Annotated in this window: 18 protein-coding genes and 1 pseudogene; 11 read left to right on the top strand and 8 right to left on the bottom strand. The window is 63.3% G+C overall.

Annotation, left to right across the window (positions count from 1 at the left end):
• The first annotated feature begins 249 nt into the window (after window positions 1-249).
• On the top strand, window positions 250-2,301 hold the full coding sequence (locus J2X20_RS02385; protein WP_310260332.1) for a ParB/RepB/Spo0J family partition protein: 2,052 nt from the start codon (window positions 250-252) through the stop codon (window positions 2,299-2,301).
• Between the two features lie 645 nt (window positions 2,302-2,946).
• On the opposite strand, the gene J2X20_RS02380 is transcribed toward J2X20_RS02385, so the two are convergent.
• A complete protein-coding gene (locus tag J2X20_RS02380) occupies window positions 2,947-3,186 on the bottom strand; it encodes a hypothetical protein (RefSeq protein ID WP_310260329.1) in 240 nt (79 codons plus the stop codon).
• 738 nt (window positions 3,187-3,924) lie between these two features.
• Here J2X20_RS02380 and J2X20_RS02375 point away from each other — a divergent pair.
• From J2X20_RS02375 to J2X20_RS02360, 4 genes are all read left to right on the top strand, one after another.
• Window positions 3,925-4,323, top strand: coding sequence for a single-stranded DNA-binding protein (locus J2X20_RS02375; protein ID WP_310260327.1), 399 nt, complete (start codon window positions 3,925-3,927; stop codon window positions 4,321-4,323).
• 72 nt (window positions 4,324-4,395) lie between these two features.
• The gene (locus J2X20_RS02370) at window positions 4,396-5,268 is read left to right on the top strand and encodes a DUF932 domain-containing protein (protein ID WP_310260324.1); all 873 of its coding nucleotides are present in this window, start codon (window positions 4,396-4,398) and stop codon (window positions 5,266-5,268) included.
• A 192-nt stretch (window positions 5,269-5,460) separates the two neighbouring features.
• Window positions 5,461-5,742: a YlcI/YnfO family protein gene (locus J2X20_RS02365; protein WP_310260321.1), complete on the top strand. Its 282-nt coding sequence runs from the start codon at window positions 5,461-5,463 to the stop codon at window positions 5,740-5,742.
• The gene (locus J2X20_RS02360) at window positions 5,739-6,056 is read left to right on the top strand and encodes a type II toxin-antitoxin system RelE/ParE family toxin (RefSeq protein ID WP_310260318.1); all 318 of its coding nucleotides are present in this window, start codon (window positions 5,739-5,741) and stop codon (window positions 6,054-6,056) included. Before J2X20_RS02365 ends, J2X20_RS02360 begins: the two co-directional genes overlap by 4 nt.
• Window positions 6,057-6,851: 795 nt before the next feature.
• On the opposite strand, the gene J2X20_RS02355 is transcribed toward J2X20_RS02360, so the two are convergent.
• From J2X20_RS02355 to J2X20_RS02340, 4 genes are all read right to left on the bottom strand, one after another.
• On the bottom strand, window positions 6,852-7,241 hold the full coding sequence (locus tag J2X20_RS02355) for a hypothetical protein (protein ID WP_310260316.1): 390 nt from the start codon (window positions 7,239-7,241) through the stop codon (window positions 6,852-6,854).
• 86 nt (window positions 7,242-7,327) lie between these two features.
• Entirely contained in the window at window positions 7,328-7,780 is a 453-nt protein-coding gene (locus J2X20_RS02350; RefSeq protein ID WP_310260312.1) for a hypothetical protein, read from the bottom strand.
• Window positions 7,764-8,519 carry a StbB family protein gene (gene stbB, locus J2X20_RS02345; protein ID WP_310260309.1) on the bottom strand — a complete coding sequence of 252 codons (756 nt, stop codon included), beginning with the start codon at window positions 8,517-8,519 and terminating at the stop codon, window positions 7,764-7,766. Before stbB ends, J2X20_RS02350 begins: the two co-directional genes overlap by 17 nt.
• Window positions 8,516-8,905, bottom strand: a complete 390-nt coding sequence (locus J2X20_RS02340) for a hypothetical protein (protein WP_310260307.1) — start codon at window positions 8,903-8,905, stop codon at window positions 8,516-8,518. Before J2X20_RS02340 ends, stbB begins: the two co-directional genes overlap by 4 nt.
• 324 nt (window positions 8,906-9,229) lie before the next feature.
• On the opposite strand from J2X20_RS02340, the gene J2X20_RS02335 reads away from it, so the two are divergent.
• The 4 genes from J2X20_RS02335 to J2X20_RS02320 all read left to right on the top strand — a co-directional run bounded on the left by J2X20_RS02335 (window position 9,230) and on the right by J2X20_RS02320 (window position 13,118).
• Window positions 9,230-9,835: a hypothetical protein gene (locus J2X20_RS02335; protein WP_310260304.1), complete on the top strand. Its 606-nt coding sequence runs from the start codon at window positions 9,230-9,232 to the stop codon at window positions 9,833-9,835.
• Window positions 9,820-10,779: a relaxase/mobilization nuclease domain-containing protein gene (locus tag J2X20_RS02330; protein WP_310260301.1), complete on the top strand. Its 960-nt coding sequence runs from the start codon at window positions 9,820-9,822 to the stop codon at window positions 10,777-10,779. Before J2X20_RS02335 ends, J2X20_RS02330 begins: the two co-directional genes overlap by 16 nt.
• A gap of 280 nt (window positions 10,780-11,059) precedes the next feature.
• Window positions 11,060-11,620 carry a hypothetical protein gene (locus J2X20_RS02325; RefSeq protein WP_310260298.1) on the top strand — a complete coding sequence of 187 codons (561 nt, stop codon included), beginning with the start codon at window positions 11,060-11,062 and terminating at the stop codon, window positions 11,618-11,620.
• Between the two features lie 103 nt (window positions 11,621-11,723).
• Window positions 11,724-13,118: an IS1182 family transposase gene (locus tag J2X20_RS02320; protein ID WP_310265078.1), complete on the top strand. Its 1,395-nt coding sequence runs from the start codon at window positions 11,724-11,726 to the stop codon at window positions 13,116-13,118.
• A 264-nt stretch (window positions 13,119-13,382) separates the two neighbouring features.
• Here J2X20_RS02320 and J2X20_RS02315 read toward each other — a convergent pair whose 3' ends face one another.
• Both J2X20_RS02315 and tnpC read right to left on the bottom strand, forming a co-directional pair.
• Window positions 13,383-13,772 (bottom strand): DUF7674 family protein, encoded by a 390-nt coding sequence (locus J2X20_RS02315; RefSeq protein ID WP_310260295.1) that lies wholly within the window; start codon window positions 13,770-13,772, stop codon window positions 13,383-13,385.
• A gap of 21 nt (window positions 13,773-13,793) precedes the next feature.
• Window positions 13,794-14,915: pseudogene (tnpC, locus tag J2X20_RS02310) on the bottom strand (IS66 family transposase); the annotation flags it as partial.
• An 84-nt stretch (window positions 14,916-14,999) separates the two neighbouring features.
• Here tnpC and J2X20_RS02305 point away from each other — a divergent pair.
• Window positions 15,000-15,482: an H-NS histone family protein gene (locus tag J2X20_RS02305; RefSeq protein WP_310260293.1), complete on the top strand. Its 483-nt coding sequence runs from the start codon at window positions 15,000-15,002 to the stop codon at window positions 15,480-15,482.
• A 62-nt stretch (window positions 15,483-15,544) separates the two neighbouring features.
• Here J2X20_RS02305 and J2X20_RS02300 read toward each other — a convergent pair whose 3' ends face one another.
• Window positions 15,545-15,943 (bottom strand): hypothetical protein, encoded by a 399-nt coding sequence (locus J2X20_RS02300; RefSeq protein ID WP_310260290.1) that lies wholly within the window; start codon window positions 15,941-15,943, stop codon window positions 15,545-15,547.
• 791 nt (window positions 15,944-16,734) lie between these two features.
• Here J2X20_RS02300 and J2X20_RS02295 point away from each other — a divergent pair.
• Window positions 16,735-17,193, top strand: coding sequence for a hypothetical protein (locus J2X20_RS02295; protein WP_310260287.1), 459 nt, complete (start codon window positions 16,735-16,737; stop codon window positions 17,191-17,193).
• Window positions 17,194-17,365: the final 172 nt, after the last annotated feature.

Here is a 17,365-nt window from a genome sequence, read left to right as displayed (position 1 = left end):
GTCGGTCTTGCTCGCAGTTTCCGCTTGGGGGGGCCTGCGTCCTGGGCCGTCCCTTTCTCGACGGGTAGCGCAGCGCCCACCGAAGTCAACGGTGCAGCTGCGCTCCGTGTCCTCACCCGGTCCCGTCGCGATGCGCCGGGCTGCGGCCTCCGGGCCGGCCATTGCCTTCGGTGGGCGCCGCGCTCCTGGTCCGTCGAGACGGCTCCAGGAAGCAGGTTTTCCCACCACCAACGCAGAAAGGCGTGAACCATGAGCAAGACCGAAACCCTCACCACCCGCGGCAGCAACAGCCTCGAAGCGGACGTTCCCTCCGCACCTCCCGAGACTCACCAGGAAGCAGGCATTGCCCTGCGGGCAGGGGCCGAAGAGGCGAACCTCCAGTACTTGCCGCTGCGGTGCCTGCGGTTGGATGAGCGCAACGTGCGCAAGGACGAGCCCACCGAGGCTGAGATCGACGAGCTGGCCGATCTCATCGACGCCCAGGGGTTGTTGCAGAACCTGTCGGTGCTGGCCTACGACAGCCCCCGGCGCGGCAAGGGCCGCGACAGCAAGCGGCTGTTCACACACGGTGTGATCGCGGGCGGTCGGCGTTTGCGGGCACTGAACGTGCTGGTCAAGCGCGGGCGCATCACGCTGGCCTTCGAGGTGCTGTGCGCCGTGGTCCCGGCCGAGCGGGCCATTGCGGTCAGCATGGCCGAGAACCAGGGCCAGAAGCCGATGAGCATCGCGGACACCGTGCGGGCGTTCGCGGACATGGTGGCGGCCGGTGCCGGCATCGAGGACATCGCCGTGTGCTTCGGGCTCACGCCACTGACTGTCAAGCGCCGCCTGAAGCTCGCCACCGTGTCGCCCAAGCTTTTCGCGCTGTACCGCGCGGGCGACATGAACATGGACCAGCTCATGGCGCTGTCGCTGGCCGATACGCACGAGAAGCAGGAAGGCGCTTGGGAATGCCTGCCGGCCTACAGCCGCAGCCCAAGCGCCATCCGCAACGTGATCCTCGGCGACGGGGTGCGGGGCTCGGTGGTCAAGTTCGTGGGCCTGGACGCCTATGAGCAGGCGGGCGGCCATGTCATTCGCGACCTGTTCAGCAACGAGCAGGGCGATGCGGAGCACATAGGCGACCCGGAGCTGATGCAGCGGCTGGCGATGGAGCGGCTCAAGGCCCTGGGGGCGGCCGAACAGGACAAGGACGGCTGGGCCTGGGTCGAGGTGGCCTTCGAGTACGACTACGAGGTGCGGCAGCGATATTGCGAAGCGCCCACGCAGCGGCACGAGCCCTCGGCGGAGCAGGCGCGCGCGCTGGGCGAACTGCAGCGGGCGAAGGATGAGACCGAGGACAAGCTTGAAGCCCTGTACGACGAAGAAGACTCGGATGCGGACAGCACCGACCTCATCGAGGCGCTGGAAGAGCAGACGCAGGCCTATCAGATGCAGATCGACGCCATCGAGTCCAAGCTTGCCTATTGCCCGGCGGATGTGATGGCAATGGCTGGAGCGCTGTTGACGCTGGGGTCGGATGGCCGCGTGATCGTCAAACGCAACCTGATGCGGCAGGAAGACTACAAGGCGTGGCGCGCCAAGGCGACGGCATCCGTGTCCCGAGGTGCGGCCGCCGATGGAGAGGGCGCGAGCGATCAGGAGACGCCTACCAAGGGGGTGTCGTCCATGCTGCGCATGGAGCTGACTGCCTACAAGACGGAAGCCCTGCAGGTCGCGCTGCTGCGCAAGCCGCAGGTCGCCCTGGCGGCATTGGCGCACTCGATGGCCGTGCCGCTGCTCTATGAGAAGGTCTCGGCGCAGTATGAGTCGCCGACCGCGCTGGGGGTTTCGGTGCGCAGCCCGAACTGGCAGCTGTTGCAGATCGCGCCCGCGATGGTCGACAGCTCCGCGCACAAGAATCTGCAGACCGTCGTCGATGCGTTGCGTGCACGCTTGCCAGCCGACCCGAAGGAGCTGATGACGTTCATGCTGGAGCAGCCCATCGAGACTCTGCAGGAGCTGTTGGTGGTGTGCGCGGCGCTAACCGCGCATGCGCTGCACGGTTCCTCCCATACGAAGCCGGCCCAAGTGCTGGCACAGGCTGCCGCGCTCGACATGGCCGACTGGTGGGAAGCTACCGGCGAGACCTATCTCGGCCGAGTGCCCAAGGCGCTGATCGTACAGGCGCTCACGGAGGCGGGGCAGGGCGACGCCGTGGGTGAGGTGTCGAGGCTCAAGAAGGCGGAGGCGGTCGGCATGGCGGAAGGTCTGCTGGCTGGTAAGCGCTGGTTGCCGGAGCTGCTGCGGACCGACGCCTGAAGGGGCCAGGGCAGGGGGCTTTGCCCCTTGCCCGTTTTCTGGAGATTGGAGTTGGCGCCGCCGAGGCATTGCCTGGGCGGCGTGCGGCCCGTTCCCGCGCCGGCATTGCCGATCTGGCCGCAGGCCTGTTCGGCTTTGCCGGCGCCCGCCACGCCCGTAGCCGGGCCGCGTGTGTCCGCTGAGCGGTCTGCAGGCGATTCCGCCCGAAGCTCTTCGGCTGGCATGGCCGAACTGGCATCAGGCAAAAAAAGAGCCCTCGGCCGCGGCCGAGGGCTGTACCTTCTTCGCTGTCAGCGTTGAAGCCTGCTCAGGGAGGAAAAGCAGGGGAGCGAGGCCGAGGCTTTCGCTCCGGGTTTCACTGTAGCAACTTGGCCAGCTGCTGTGATCAGGGAATCCTTGAAGTCCGACGTTGGCTTCGCTCAAGGCTTGGGGCGGCCCTCCCGTGATCGACGACCGCGGCTTGCTTCCTTCACGCTCCGCGTGAACGAGCCGCTTGGCGAACTGGCTGGCTCAATAGGGCGCTTCGCGCCCAGCCAGTCAGCTCGCCACACCGATCACCCGCCATGCCCGTAGCCGGGCCGCTGCCGCGTTGCGGCAAAAAGAAAACCCGCATGCGGCGGGTTGGTTACTGACGGCGGCGTCCGCTCAGACGATCCACACCGCTGCTTGCGCAGCGGCGAACATCGTCGAATCGCGGCGGCCTTCGATGACGACGCGGGGCAGCAGGGCCACGGCATCGGCGCGCTTGCCAACGATGACCACGCGCTCCAGCTTGACGATCTCCTTGGCCGGTGCTGCCGCGTGATTGGCCAGAGCGACGCCGGTGGCGGCAGCCGCGGCGACTGAAGCGCTGGCGACGATGAAGGTCTTGGCTGCGGTGTTCATGGTGGGCTCCGGTGCGTTGGCTGTGTCAGTGATTGCAGTGTCTGCACGCGGGCCTCGTGGTGCGAGCGCCAGGCGATGGATCGTCAGCGCGGGCGGATGAACTGCAAGTTCGCGGGGCTGGCTGCAAGCCAGAAGCTGGCGCGCGGGCCCTTCCCGTTCCCGGAGACCGCGGCTTGTTTCCTTCCCGCTACGCGTGAAAGAGCCGCTTGGCGAACAGGCCGGTCCTGATGGGCTGCGCTTCGCGCCTGGCCGGCCAGATCGCCATCCCGGTCACCCGCCAAGCCCGTAGCCGGGCCGCGAACACCAGAAATGCTCGCAGCGGCTCGACCGTCGCGCCAGTCGCTTCGCTTGGTGTCACGCCGGCCGCGGGGTCGCCACTGCTCGAAAGATGCGGGCGACTTCGTTGCAACCGCTGCGCCAGGCGAGCTGGCACATCGGCCGCGAGGCTGCGTCGCCCGTGGGGGCAGCCTGTGCGCTGGTCGTCCCACCGCGCTCCCCCGCAACCCCCGTCCCTGGGTGAGGGGGACTTGCGGGGGATCTTCATACGGTGGGCCGGGAAACCGGCGCACTGCTTCGGCTGCGTTCAAACCCGACCCCATCCCCAACCCCTTCCCAAAGGAAGGGGCCATGCCCACCCCCCGCCCGCCCGTGGGCGGGTGCGAGGAGTCCAAGTGAAGGATCTTCATTCAGGGCAACCAATCCGGAGCCCGGCTGATCTTTCACGACAGGAGATTGGTCATGGCCAACGTTCACGTCATTCAACGCAATGCGCATCTCGCTGGGCCTGTGGTGGTTCAGTTTGTCCCGCGCCCGGAAGGCCGCATCACCAAGGCGACAGTGACGGCGATTAGCAACTCGGTGCGGGGCTCGGGCGAGACCCGCGAAGAAACCGCCACCGCGATTCAATGGACGCTGTGGGGCAGCCTCGCTGAGAACGCTGCCGACTTCTTGGGCCGTGGTTCGCACGTGAACATCGTCGGGCGTGTCCGGAACAACAACTACGAGAAGGACGGCGCGACGGTCTACGGGATGGAGTTCACGGCAGAGGAGATCGACTACCTCGATACCCGTGCCGAAGGCGAGGCGCGCCGCACCCAATCAAGCGACGCACGACGGCCGGCGCATGCCGATGCCTGACCCCATCAGGGCGGGCTTCGCGGATTGCGTTTGTCCGCCCTTCGAACCCAGCAACGATCGAAGGAATCCATCATGTACTCGACCCATCCCACGCTGGCCACCCGTTTTTCTGGCCGCGCTTCGCGCACGCTGCGCAGCGATGAACCCCTCACTGAGGACCAGATGCGGGCGGCAGCGCCGTCCATCTTTGCGGCAGGCAAGCATGTCAGCCGCTCAGAGCGCTACACCTACATCCCAACCATTGATGTCTTGCGCGGCCTGCGTAAGGAAGGCTTCGAGCCGTTCATGGTGGCCCAAGGCTCAAGTCGAGTCGAAGGCAAGACGGAGTTCACCAAGCACATGATCCGCATGCGGCATGCCGGGCAGGTCCAGACCAAGCCCGAGGCCAACGAGATCATCCTGATCAACAGCCACGACGGTGCCAGTTCGTACCAGATGCTCGCGGGCATGTTCCGCTTCGTCTGCTGCAATGGCCTGGTGGTCGGCGACGTCGTGGATGACATCCGCATCCCGCACAAGGGCAACATCCAAGACGAGGTCATCGAGGGCGCTTTCCGCGTTCTCGACGAATTCGAGAAGGTCGCGACGCACGCCGAGGCCATGAAAGCGCTGCAACTGGAACCGCCAGAGGAAATTGCCTTCGCGACCGCCGCGCTGGCACTGCGGTTCGGTGAGCGGGTCGTGGAGGAAACCGGCGGCCATCGGCCGGCGCCGGTGACAGCTCAACAGCTCATCCAGGCGCGCAGGCCTGAAGACGCCGGTCACAGCCTGTGGACGACGTTCCAGCGGGTCCAGGAAAACGTGATTCGTGGTGGTCAGCCTGGCCGCAGCGCCCAAGGCCGCCGCCTGCATACACGCCCGGTTGGCAGCATTGATCGGGGCGTCAGTCTCAATCGTGCGCTGTGGATGCTGGCCGAGGAGATGCACAAGATCAAGGCGTGTTGACGGTGATGCGCTGGATTCGCCTCCGAATCCAGCGCCAATTCGGCGCGCGGCGAGTCGCAGCATGGCAGGAACGCACTTGTTCCGTTGGGCAGAGGTTATTCATGTCACCGACCTTCGGCATTGCCTTGAACTCGCTACACCGCGACTTGGATCAATCGAGACGGTGTAATGCAATTGCACTACAATTCATCCATGAAGACCGCGACCATCCCAGCCGTACGTGTGGAGCCGGATCTCCGCGCGGAAGTAGAGGCCGTCCTCAACGAGGGCGAGTCACTGTCGGAGTTCGTGGAGGCCTCGGTGCGAGCCCATGTGCATCGGCGCCAGGTCCAGGCGGAGTTCATCGCCCGTGGTCTACGTTCACGGGACGAGGCGCGTCGGACAGGCGAGTATGTGGAGGCCGACGTCCTGCTCGGCAACCTCCAACGAAGGCTGGACGCGGCGCGCGCTCAGACCTCGAAGAACCGCAAGTGACCTTCAAAGTCAGGCTGACGCGTGCGGCCGAGCGAGATCTCGAGGAGCTATTTGACTTTGTGCTGGAGCGAGAGTTGGCGCGCGATGGAGGCAATCTCGAGCTGGCCGGCGAGGCGCTTGACGCACTGCGTGCCGGCATCGCCACGCTGAAGACGTCACCTTTCACCTGCCGCAAAGCCGCGCAGAGTCCATTTCTGCGGGAGCTGGTGGTTCCATTCGGGCGGTCGGGGTACGTCGCCTTGTTTGAGATTGAAGACGCGTCGATGGTGACGGTGCTGACAGTGCGTCACCAACTCGAAGACGACTATCACTGAGGGAAGCCAGGCGGCGGCTGTTGGTCAAACCGAGTGCCGCCAATCATGTGGCGATTGAAGCATCTTCCATGCAATCGCCGCACCACTTTCAGCACCGGTCGGCAACATCAAGAGCTTCGGCCCGAAATACGCGGGCGCTGAGCACAAGGTGCATATTCCCGACTCAATCCAGATCGACAACCCGGGCTCATGCTTGAGCCCCTGACGACCATTCAAGAACGGTGATAACCATGACTGAATCTAGCGCAGTAGGTCGAGGCGTAGCTGGCTTGTTCTTCGTAGCTGCTGTCTCGCTGTTTTGCTACGGTTTGCTCGACGGCCCGAACCTTGCCGAGAGGTCGGGATTTTGGGCCGCCATGTTCGTTGCCTACTTTGGGCTTATCGGTGCCCTTAGTGTTGGCGGCCTCGTCCGTTACGGCTGGCTCCTCTCCCACGGCCGGTGAACCTCGATCTGGGCCTTTTCTTGCATCCGTCGAGATTGAGGACGCGACGACCGGGGCCGTGCTGACGGCCCGGCATCAGCTGGAAGACTACTACCACTAGGACTCAAGTGATGGGCCAGCTCACGCGTAAGAACCAAAAGGCCATCTATCGGGCTGCGATCGACGTCCGAGCGCAAGACAGCGAGGGTGACAACTGTGGGAGGCGGTTCGAGTAGAGAGAGGCCAGGTACTGTCCGCCCGCACCGTTGCAAATGCGGCTGCGGTAATCGCTTGGTGGCATCACGACTGGACTTCTGTTGGCGTTACGCGCGAGGGCTGCGAAGCGTATTCGCCTGGCCGCCAGAGCTGGAGTTCATCTATAAGTCAGCGCGTAGCGCCACGCTGCCGATGACTGAAGTGCCTCCTTGAGGGACACGATATCTGCGGGAAACGACCAGTCCAGCTCGGGTGCGTAGAGCGAGCAGTTCAGCTCAAGCATCAAGATCAGCCAGCAGTTGAGGAACGAGTCCGCGTCCGATCGGGCATCGATCCGAGCCGACAGCTCACAAGTGCCGTCGTCGTCGACGAACAGGTCGATGCGGTTTCCCGCCTCAGGGCCGTAGACCCACCAGCTTTTCGTCATCTGCCGGGGCGGCTCAAAACTCTCAGCCAAGATGGTTTGTGCACGGCGTCTCAGCAGCGGTGGAAGCGTTTGATCGCCGTACTCGAATACTGCTGCTACGTCGAACTGCCAAGCTGCCATCGCTCGCTACCCTGCCTGTGACGCTCAATCTGGAGGCTTCGGAAATCTAGCGGATCTCCAACTGCATGCCAACCTCGTTTGCGGCGCTATGGCGTGAGCAAGAAGACCGCGAGCGTCCACGTTGCGGCAGAAGCAGCGATAGCAGTCACGGCGTGCGCGGCGGGAGATCCCCTGAATGGTTTGGGAGTTTCTGCGCGGCCTCCGAGCGAACGAGCGAGCCTATTGAAGGCCGGGGCCAGCTCGTCCTTGAATAGCTTGCGGGCGGCTGCTTCCATGGCCCGGGTCTCGGTCTCAGCGGCGGCCCGCGCAATCTCGTCCGACCGTCTGGCCATGTGTCTAAGCGCTTGGGTAGTCGCGTTCTCCATGACGAGCGCGGCACTTCGGTTGGCGGTGGCAGTTTCAGCCTTGAGGTCGGCAGAGGCTTGCACCACTGCCTGACAGGTGTCTTGTAGTGCCGCCGAAACCATTTCGACGCGATCGAGCAAAGCGCCGACGTCGCCAAGCGCTTCGGCGATCAATGCCTCACGCGCGCTGCTCATTCTGTTTCCGCTGTGTCGGGCGTCCGAGCGTGGTAACTGACCCACCCAAACGCAGTGCGGCAAAGCAAGCGTCCAGCTCTGGTACGACGCCGCTGGCCAGTCGACGGGTTGCCAGGTTCTGCGCCAAGACCATCTTCTCCTGTGAACTTGGCGCCTGCTGGATTTGCGTCTTGTAGTCCGTGCTGTCGGTGGCCAGTTGCGACAGGTCTCTGGTCCCACCGCGAATGCGCGCATAGATTTCATTGGCGCCCAGGCGACAGGCCGGATCGGGCGTGGCAATTGGCTGCTCTTTGAGGAAAGCGAGCACGAAGTAGAACGACTGATGGACCGGGATTCCCATCTCCGCCATGTTGAAAACCACCTTCAGCCGAGAAGGTGTCACACCCAACTGCGAGAGTTCCACAAGCGTTGCGATCGTGTCCTGCTGCTGTTTCACGGGCGGCACAGTGGGCACGACAAAGTAGTCGAAGTCCTCCTGGCTGCCGCGGTACAGCTCCATGAGGTTCAACAGATCCTCGACGTTGCTGGCGCCGATGTCGACGACGGCGCTTTCTACGGTCTGCAAGTACTCCTGCAGCTCGCCAAATTGCCGGCCACGCAGGGCCTGGCTCTGACCGTCGCCGCTGTTGAGGCTTTCGATCGAGATGAGTTCTGCGCCAGGGATGCGCGGCAATAGCAGGTGGCGTGAGATGGTGGTCTTGCCCACGTTGCCCGAGAAGTTGATCACTGCGACTTTCATCGTTGCTCCTTCGCGCGGATGAGGGGGTTGGTGCTCTGAGTTCGAGCAAAAGCCTCGGCAACTTCTTTGCCGAGGCGCGAAGTGGTGATGTGTAGTGGTGCAACCAGCGACGCGATCGGGGTGGAACTAGCAGGGGCAGGCAGTGACGGAAGCATTGCTCCTGGATCAACCTGGGCCGGCAGGGTCACGGGCTTGCGCTCGCTTCCGTTGAGCCGCGTCACCTCGCGCCAAACCGTGCTGATGCTCACGGTGATGCCAACTGTTGCTAGGGCCTGCCGGATCACGCTCAGCGTGTAGCCCTGTGCGTGGAGCTGCGCGATCTCGGCTGCGTAGGCACGCGCTTTCCGATCAGCACGACCAGGAGGCTGCGGCGGGATCAATCGCATCAATTCACCTCCTTGCCGACGCGACTGCTAGCGCTTCGCGCACCGCGCGTGGCCGGAATTTTTTCGGCTCTTTTTCGCATGGTTGTCGTGCCTTTTCGAATCTTTGACGCTCCGTTGTCGCGTGTTCTTCGCTGACTTCGCGCCTCGTTTTCACATGACCAATATTTGGTCGAGACCGAGGCGCTTGAGCGGCTGGATTCGGCCCCGAATCCAGCATCCAGATTGGCCCGATCCGAGCCAATACTGGTTCTATTGGTGAGTGCAGAGATAGGCGGCCTGCCGCCAAATTCACAAGCGCTCCGCGCACCTCCTTCCAGTCGGATCATGGGCACCTCTTCGCATGACTTCGTCACCGTCGACATGCGCGGCCTGAAGGCCGCGTTGGTGGCGTGCGCAGCGCAGCGGCGGGTCAGCGTGTCGGCGCTTGTGCGCAGCGCCGTCGAGCTGGAGATCGGTCACGGGACCGATGCCGATGGCCGGCCTGCGGGTCAGTCAGATGGCCTCGCAGAAGGCGATGACTGGGTCAAGCTGTCGCTCAGGATGCGGCGGTGCGAGGCATCGAATCTCGATGCCGGAGCTCGGGCCGCCGGCATGTCTCGCGGTGCCTACCTTGCCGGGCTGGTCGACGGCGTTCCGGTCCTCGCGTCCGGTGGCGCGCGCCCTGAGCTCGTCTCAGCGCTGACCCGGTCCTGCGCAGAACTGTCCACGATCAGCCGGAAAGTGCATCAGCTGACGGCGCTTCTGCAGGTTGGCAACGTGCCGCAGGCGCTGCTGTATCGCGACATGCTGGACAGCCTGGCCGACGACGTGCGGGCGCACCTGCGTGTCGCCGCGCAGGTGCTCACGGAACTGCGCCCCGCGCGTCGTACAGCGTCGGTGCCCGGCGGGGCACCACAAGCGAAACGGAGACGACCATGGAACGAGGCGTGAACATCGACGGCGTCCTGGTCACCTGGGGCGACCGGCTCTTTTATCCCAGCAACCGCATGGTCAAAGGGAGCCCGCCGCCGAAGCTCACGGGCGACGCGCTGCGCCGGCGCGCAGCATTGATCCGCGGTCGGATCGCGGCCACGGTGCGCCGGGCACCGCAGGTGATGGTCAAGGTGACCGGAGGAGGGCGCGGCATGAAAGCCATCGCTGCGCACTTCCGCTACATCAGCAAGAACGGGCGGATGGACATTGAGGACGACCGAGGTGAGCACATCAGCGGCGCCCGTGCGGTGCGAGACCTGGCCGACGACTGGCGTTTCAGTGGCGGATTGATCCCGGAGGAAGCCGAGCAGGGCGGGCGACGCGAGGCCTACAACATCATGCTGTCGATGCCACGAGGAACCGACCCGTTGGCTGTGCAACGTGCGGCGCGAGAGTTTGCGCGGTTGGAGCTGGCCGGGCACAAGTACGTGATGGTGCTGCACGACCACCAGGCCAACCCGCATGTCCACATCAGTGTCCGGGCCGAAGGGCGGGATGGGCGACGGCTCAACCCGAGGAAAACCGATCTGCACCGATGGCGAGAGACGTTCGCCGAGAAATTGCGCGAGCTTGGCATTGATGCCGAGGCCACCAGGCAGGCGACGCGAGGCGCAGCTCGCAACTATGACGCCATCTGGCAAACCAACGCCCGTGCGTCGGGGCGGTTGCAGCGCGACTTCGCGCGCACGAAGTCGAGCCCGCGCAGCATGGCCAGTCGTGCATCCGCCGTTGAAGCATGGAGCCATCTGAGGACTGCGCTTGAGAGGTCGCCGAAAGGTGGGGACGCGGGGCTCGCGAAGGGGATCGCTGAAATACTCGTGCGCATGCCAACAGCTCAGAAAAGCGATCCGGGGATGTCGCGCCCTGATCCGACGGCTCCGCCGATTGTGCGCGTTCGCTAGGAGGGCTAGGAGTCAGCGCCTCCGCGCCGACTTGACACCGGCTAGAGGCCGCTACCACGGCAAGTGTCGCTGGCGGGGCCCCGACCGGCCGTCCGAACTCGAAGCGAATGGCGGCGGCCGCGCTGACCATCGACAAGTGCGTGTTATCGCTGCCGACGGTGCGGCGATCTTCTGCTCTGCAGCGGGAACGGACAACCAAGACCTACGATAGGCTCTCATGAGATCACGTCGTGCTCGTACTAGGAGAGCCCTTTCGGGCGTGGAAGGGTGGACAACGCTGTTGACGTGCATCGTCTCCACGCTGGCCGGATGTGCAACCACCACGTCGCACGGTCCAATTACGCGCGGTCCGGTGCCACAGGGGGTTTATGTCATCGCCCAGGTGTGCTTTCCTGCAGGGCTTGATAGGACTTCTATTGGTGTTGAAACCGTCACACCCGACTCGACGGGTGGCGGCGTAGAAGCACTCACTGGACGAACAAGCACCGGCCAGCCTGTGTTTGAGTTCCACACGGCTCATCCAACGCAGCTTCGTGCCGTCCTGGTCAGAGAACTGAAGCAAGACGGTACGCTGATTGCCAATTTTGTTTATCAGCCGCCATCGCGGATCGAGTACGACAGTTGGTCAGTGTGGCAACAAGCTTCCAATGTGTCGGACCGGAGGGATTTCGGCATCGCCATGGTGAACGGAGCGGTGCAATCACTAAAGGCTGTGCCGGCTACCGCTCCGATGGCACGCTATCGGCTTATGCCCTTTCAACAGTACCTGTCAGAAGAAGCCAGGCGAAGAAAAGACGGGCTCGACGCGGCCCTTCCTCGGTGTGATGCTGGCGGTTCTTAGGTTGCTATGAACGGCAGCTCACAGCCGATTCTGTTGAAAAACCCGATGGCAATCTGCGCCTGCTGACCTAAGTTCCTGCATCGTGGCAGCGGAGGGCGAGCAGATGATGGGTCAGAGCGGCGGCACGCAAGACAGACTCTTCTACAGCTTCAACCTCGACGACCACATACCCCAAGGCCATCTCCTTCGGGGCATCGACCGCTACTTCGATCTCGGCGACCTGCGCCAACAACTTGCCCCGTTCTACAGCCACACCGGCCGCCCCTCGATTGACCCGGAGTTGATGATCCGGATGCTGGTCATCGGCTACTGCTTCGGCACTCGATCCGAACGCCAGTTGTGCGAGGAAGTGCATCTGAACCTGGCCTACCGTTGGTTCTGTCGGCTGGATCTCGAAGATCCAGTTCCAGATCATTCGACCTTCTCGAAGAACCGACACGGGCGCTTCCGTCAGAGCGACGCCTTCCGCCTGGTCTTCGAGAGCGTTCTGCGCCGCTGCATGCACGAGGGGCTGGTACGTGGCGAGGGATTTGCTGTGGATGCCAGCGTGATCAAGGCCGATGCCAATCGCGCGCGTGGCGTGCCTGGAGCCGAGGCAAGGAAGTGGCGCGACGACGGCACTTCAACGCGCGCTGTGCGTGAGTACATCGAGGCGTTGCAACTGGAGAACCCGGCCGGCGACGATGAACAACCGCCCTCGTCACCACCCAAGAAGGTCTCGCTGACAGACCCGGCTGCGCAGTGGACGGCTGCTTCTGGCGGTCCAGCATTCTTCGCGTACTCGACCAACTACCTCATCGACTTGGAGGCCGGCGTCATCGTGGACGTAGAGGCTACGCCTGCGCTTCGACCTCGCGAAGTGGAGGCGACGAAGACCATGGTCGATCGCGTCGAACGCCGCTTCGGCCTCAAGCCCGGTCGGCTGGTGGGGGACATGGCCTATGGCATCGCACCGATGCTCAGCTGGATGGTCAAGGACAAAGGCATCAAGCCGCACGTGCCCGTGTGGGACAAGACCGGTCGCAAGGACGGGACGCTATCAAGCTCGGAGTTCCAGTGGATCGCTCAGAGCAACGAGTACCGCTGCCCTGAGGGCCATGCACTTCGCTGCGACCGGCGCACCTTCACGGTGGAGCGTGACAGGGTGACCAGGGCGGACACCGTGATCTACAGGGCCAGTCACCACGACTGCGCACAATGCTCTCGTAAGCAGCAATGCTGCCCAAATACGCCGATGCGCAAGATCGCGCGCAGCGTCCATGAAGATGCCCGCGACGTCGCCCGCCAACTAGCGGACACGCCCGAGTACCGGCAATCCAGGAGGGAGCGCAAGAAGGTCGAGATGCTGTTCGCACACCTCAAGCGAATCCTCAAGCTCGACCGTCTGCGGCTACGAGGGCTCACCGGCGCACGCGACGAATTCTTGCTGGCGGCGACGGTTCAGAACTTGCGGCGAATGGCAAAGCGATTGAGCAGCCCAGAACTGGTTCCGGCCTGAAGGGCCGGGCAAGGCCACCTCGAACGCAACCACCCGCGCTCTCGAACTGCGGGCGGCTTGGACACTGCATTGATGCCGCGGCCCGAGCGAGTTCTTCAACAGAATCAGCCTGAAGCGGACGTCGGCTTCAGGATAATTTCGGACGTTCATCCGGGGCGCTCTGAGTGACGTAAGCGCACGGCAATGTCACGTTGGCGGCGCTTGCAGTTGCCAGGTAGCTCGCTCAACCCATCCCTGACGGGCGCAACCGACTGAGGGCTGCGTCTACGCGTTGGCGTCCTCGGGAACACCCCACATGGCCTCGTACAGCGCTCGCACCGTGCGCGCAATGTGGGGCCACGCCCAAACCCGGTCCGAGATGTCGAGGTCCCACATCAGGTTCTCTGCATAGGCGACATCGACCAGTGATCGCACAGACTCAGACCCTTGGCGATGCTCCTTGGCCATGAACTCCGTGTGCGCCGCAATTGCTGCTTGGTCACGCCGCTTGACGGCTTCGGAGGTTCTGTCTGCGAAGGCCTCGATCCACATGAATGTCATTTCCTCAGGAGCCCAGCCCCGCTCCCGCAGCCATTGATCCGTTGCCAATGCCTCTTCGGGGAATCTAGTACGAGTACGGTCGACTAGGTCTCGTGCTTCCGCGTCGGCGTCCATGTCTCATCTTGCTAACTGTGGTTATGCAGTCTGCCACTGGTGCGGGAGCAATTCTGCGATCTGGCCGGCCGGATGCGTCGGAAGCCGCTCCAGCACATCGCGGAGATAGGCGTAGGGATCAAGCCCGTTGAGCTTGGCCGAGTGGATGAGGCTCATCACGGCCGCAGCACGCTTGCCCGCGCGCAAGCTGCCGGCGAACAGCCAGTTCTGCCGCCCCAGCGCGATGGGCCGGATGCGGTTCTCCACCCAGTTGTTGTCGATGGGCAGGTCGCCGTCATCGAGGTAGCGGGTCAGCGCCGCCCAGCGCTTGAGGCTGTAGTCGATGGCCCTTGCGGTGGCTGAGCCAACCGGCACGCGCTGGCGCTGCTGCTGCAACCAACGGTGGAATGCATCAGCGAGCGGCCGAGCTGCTCGCCGGGCTTCAAGCCTGGCTCGGCTGTCGGCGTTGGTCGCTGTTCGCTCCACCTCGTAGAGCTGGCCGAAGAACTTCAGCGCCTGCTCGCCAACTTGGCTGCCGTGGTTGGCCCAGAGCTCATGGAACTTGCGCCGGGCGTGCGCCATGCAGCCTACCTCCGTCACGCCCAGCTCGAAGCAAGCCTTGTAGCCGGCGAAGTCGTCACAGACGAGCTTGCCTTGCCAAGCTGGCTTGCTTGGCGTCCCGGGCAGTCCGAGGAAGTCGCGGGCGTGCTGGCCGCCTCGGCTGTCGGCGAAGTCGAAGACGACGGCCTGCAGCGGGCTGAACTGCGTGCTGCAGTAGCTCCACAGATAGGCGCGGTGTGTCTTGCCGTGGCCGGGCTTGAGCATGGCCACTGGGGTCTCGTCGGCGTGAAGCACGGGCTGGCGCAGCAGTTCTGCAGCCAGCGCGTCCACCAGCGGCTGCAGCTGCACGCCGCCCCCGCCGACCCACTGGGCCAGTGTGGAGCGCGCGATGGCGTGCCCGGCACGCTCGAAGATGGCCTCCTGCCGGTACAGCGGCAGGTGGTCCAGGTACTTGGCGACCAGCACCTGGGCTAGCAGGCCCGTCGTCGGAAGGCCTTTGTCGATGATGTGCGGGGCGACCGGCGCCTGCACGATCCGCTCGCAGCACTTGCACACCCACTTGCCGCGGATGTGGCGCTCGACGGTGAAGACGCCGGGCTGGTATCAGCGGTGGCGGCTGTGAACTAAAGTTCAATTGCTGCGCGACTGCATTTCGCAGCCATCTTGGTACTCAAGGACCCTCACGCAATGGCTAAGTCCCTTTCTTCCATCCTCAGTCAAATCGAACGTCTTCAGAAGGAGGCTGCGTCGATCCAGCTGGAGGTGATCGACAGAATGAGGAAGGAGATCGCCAAATACAGCCTGACTCCTGAGCAGCTCTTCGGCGAGCCTGAGAGTCGCAGCGCACGGCCCTCGAAGCCGGCCAAGAAGGCGTCGAAAGCCCGCGCCGCCAAGTACGCAGATGGGTCCGGAAACACGTGGGGCGGTATGGGCAAGCGTCCGGAATGGCTTCGTCAAGCGCTCGAGGCGGGCAAGGCGCTTGAAGAGTTCTTGATCGGAGGCGATAAGCGAAAAGCCGCAACATCCACTCGCGCCAGCAAGCCGGCCGTTAAGGCCACGCGCAAGCCGGTAGCAGCCGTCAAAGCCGCTGCAAAGAAGCGTACGTCCGCTACGAAGACCGCGCGCAAGCCGCGGAAGACAGTTGCAGCTGTAGCCCCAGCGGCAGAGTGATTTCAGCCAGGCTGAACCCAGCCGCCTAGGTCTCTTCTGCAGCGAAAGCGGACAGCAATCTATCACCTGGCCATCACCGTCTTCACGGCAGATTCGGCAGGCATGCCGGGCAAGTGGTCAAACGATTTCAGCTTGATTGCCAGCTTCCCGTCCTTTTCAACGACTTCCAATTCGCAGCGACTGTGGTGACCGCCATTGTCCAGGAACGCTGTGTCGCCGGGTTTCAGGCGCAAGCCTCCCTCTAGCATCGTACTTTCAGTCATGGAGAAGCGCTTTAGCTTGCGGTCGGACCACGAGTACTGAACACCGGCCGAGACGACGTGAACGAAGCTGCTTCCAAAAAGTACTTCAACCTCATTCGAGCGGTTGAGGACGTCTTCCACCCAACAGATGGAACTGGCATGCGCGGCACTGATGCTCATCAACGCCGTACAGCAAATCGGCAAGACTGCAGCTTTCATCTGCTTGTGCTCCTATCCTGGCTCGCATCGGCCTCGGTACGGTTGGGATTCGATGGAAACACCTCGCTGGCTCCTTGTTCGGGAGTTTGACGGCTGATCCATTTTGAATCCGTCGATGAGGGCGCGATTCGGACCTGGCCGAACGGCGCCAAAGTCTCGTATCAGACGTCGGAACTGGCGAGTTTGAAGGTCGCAAACGGGTCTACAGCGCCCAGACCAACCATTCGTGAAGTTCCTCTACTAGCCTATTGCTTCCGGTACTGCTATGGCAGGCCGCGACTGCCACGGTGTTCGGCGTCGGTGCCCTGACTATCAACAACTGCGGCTTCGCAGTACCTGAACGTGCTTGAGCGGCAACGACCGCCAACGCTTGTCGCGCGCTGTGTGCGCACTTGGTACTGCCCCGGGCACTCCTTGGGGGCGAGCAGGCAAAATGCCTCGCGGGGAGATCACGTCGGCATGAACAAGAAATCGCTGTCCGAGCGCGATGACGGGGCCAGGCGAAGTCCGTGAGGGCGTGGCAGGTCTAAGTAATTGATTTTGAAAAGCTTTCCTTGTCTGCGTCACAGACTTGTCCTCGGATCGCAAAACGTCAAGTTTGCGTCGGTGGCGCCAGTTGCGGTCATCTTTGCGGCATGGCTCCCGCGGAGGGCAAGTCTGCGTGACGACGCCAGCGGATTTTGCGCGCGCGATGGCATTGGCGCGGCTCCCGAGCTGGCCCTCCCCATCCTTCGCATCTATTACCCGCCGCTCTTGCCAGTCGTTCCCTGAGGCTGCAAGCGCACATTGACTTGCTCGATCGCCCGCTGGTCCGAACACAATGCAACGAACAGACATCGGGTCAGCCAAACAGAGAACAACAGAGCACCAGCCATGTAGGCAACGAGCTCGCAAAGACCAATGGCACTCCGCATAGCCATGGTGATGAAGATGAACCACTCCCACCCGACGACGAGCGCGAAGATCAGGTAGGCGACTTGCCGTCGGCGCCGGGCTCGATGCAGGCTGAGACCTTCCGGCGAGTCAACCAACTTCCCATTGCGGACCAAGGCGGCGTAATGGACCTGCAGGTCAGGGCCTTGGCACGCAAGCCAGCCATCACCCTCCGTCTCAACGGAGAGGGCGAAGCTGATGGGTTTCCCCTAATTGGTCAGACCGCAGATCGAACTACGATGGCCGCCTTGATCTCTTCATTAGCTTTCGGCGCAATGATTCTGCGGCGAATCACATGGTTTGGCCGCTGTTCTTAGCAATATGTGGCGAAAAGTTGCTGGTTAACCAATCGCCTTCACCTTCTGGATTCAGCCAATGATTGATCGTCGTCCCCATCGCTTGCCCAACCCGCATGCGGTTCGGGCTGTCATGCGGATCCGGGCGGCATACCTCCGCTGCAGGGTGGTCTGCAAATTCGGCGGGCTCTTG

The sequence above is a fragment of the Roseateles saccharophilus genome (assembly GCF_031458095.1).
GTDB classification, from domain to species: Bacteria; Pseudomonadota; Gammaproteobacteria; order Burkholderiales; family Burkholderiaceae_C; genus Pelomonas; species Pelomonas saccharophila_A.
Note: the sequence above shows the minus strand (reverse complement) of the source record. Positions and strands in the feature narration are given on the sequence as shown.

Bases quoted from the DNA above. Each gene is read 5' to 3' on its own strand.
- J2X20_RS02320 (WP_310265078.1), top strand. From the start codon at position 11,724: ATGATGGGTCAGAGCGGCGGCACGCAAGACAGACTCTTCTACAGCTTC.
- J2X20_RS02335 (WP_310260304.1), top strand. From the start codon at position 9,230: ATGGGCACCTCTTCGCATGACTTCGTCACCGTCGACATGCGCGGCCTG.
- J2X20_RS02340 (WP_310260307.1), bottom strand. From the start codon at position 8,905: ATGCGATTGATCCCGCCGCAGCCTCCTGGTCGTGCTGATCGGAAAGCG.
- stbB (WP_310260309.1), bottom strand. From the start codon at position 8,519: ATGAAAGTCGCAGTGATCAACTTCTCGGGCAACGTGGGCAAGACCACC.
- J2X20_RS02385 (WP_310260332.1), top strand. From the start codon at position 250: ATGAGCAAGACCGAAACCCTCACCACCCGCGGCAGCAACAGCCTCGAA.
- J2X20_RS02355 (WP_310260316.1), bottom strand. From the start codon at position 7,241: ATGGCAGCTTGGCAGTTCGACGTAGCAGCAGTATTCGAGTACGGCGAT.
- J2X20_RS02315 (WP_310260295.1), bottom strand. From the start codon at position 13,772: ATGGACGCCGACGCGGAAGCACGAGACCTAGTCGACCGTACTCGTACT.
- J2X20_RS02305 (WP_310260293.1), top strand. From the start codon at position 15,000: ATGGCTAAGTCCCTTTCTTCCATCCTCAGTCAAATCGAACGTCTTCAG.
- J2X20_RS02380 (WP_310260329.1), bottom strand. From the start codon at position 3,186: ATGAACACCGCAGCCAAGACCTTCATCGTCGCCAGCGCTTCAGTCGCC.
- J2X20_RS02350 (WP_310260312.1), bottom strand. From the start codon at position 7,780: ATGAGCAGCGCGCGTGAGGCATTGATCGCCGAAGCGCTTGGCGACGTC.
- J2X20_RS02330 (WP_310260301.1), top strand. From the start codon at position 9,820: ATGGAACGAGGCGTGAACATCGACGGCGTCCTGGTCACCTGGGGCGAC.
- J2X20_RS02300 (WP_310260290.1), bottom strand. From the start codon at position 15,943: ATGAAAGCTGCAGTCTTGCCGATTTGCTGTACGGCGTTGATGAGCATC.
- J2X20_RS02375 (WP_310260327.1), top strand. From the start codon at position 3,925: ATGGCCAACGTTCACGTCATTCAACGCAATGCGCATCTCGCTGGGCCT.
- J2X20_RS02365 (WP_310260321.1), top strand. From the start codon at position 5,461: ATGAAGACCGCGACCATCCCAGCCGTACGTGTGGAGCCGGATCTCCGC.
- J2X20_RS02370 (WP_310260324.1), top strand. From the start codon at position 4,396: ATGTACTCGACCCATCCCACGCTGGCCACCCGTTTTTCTGGCCGCGCT.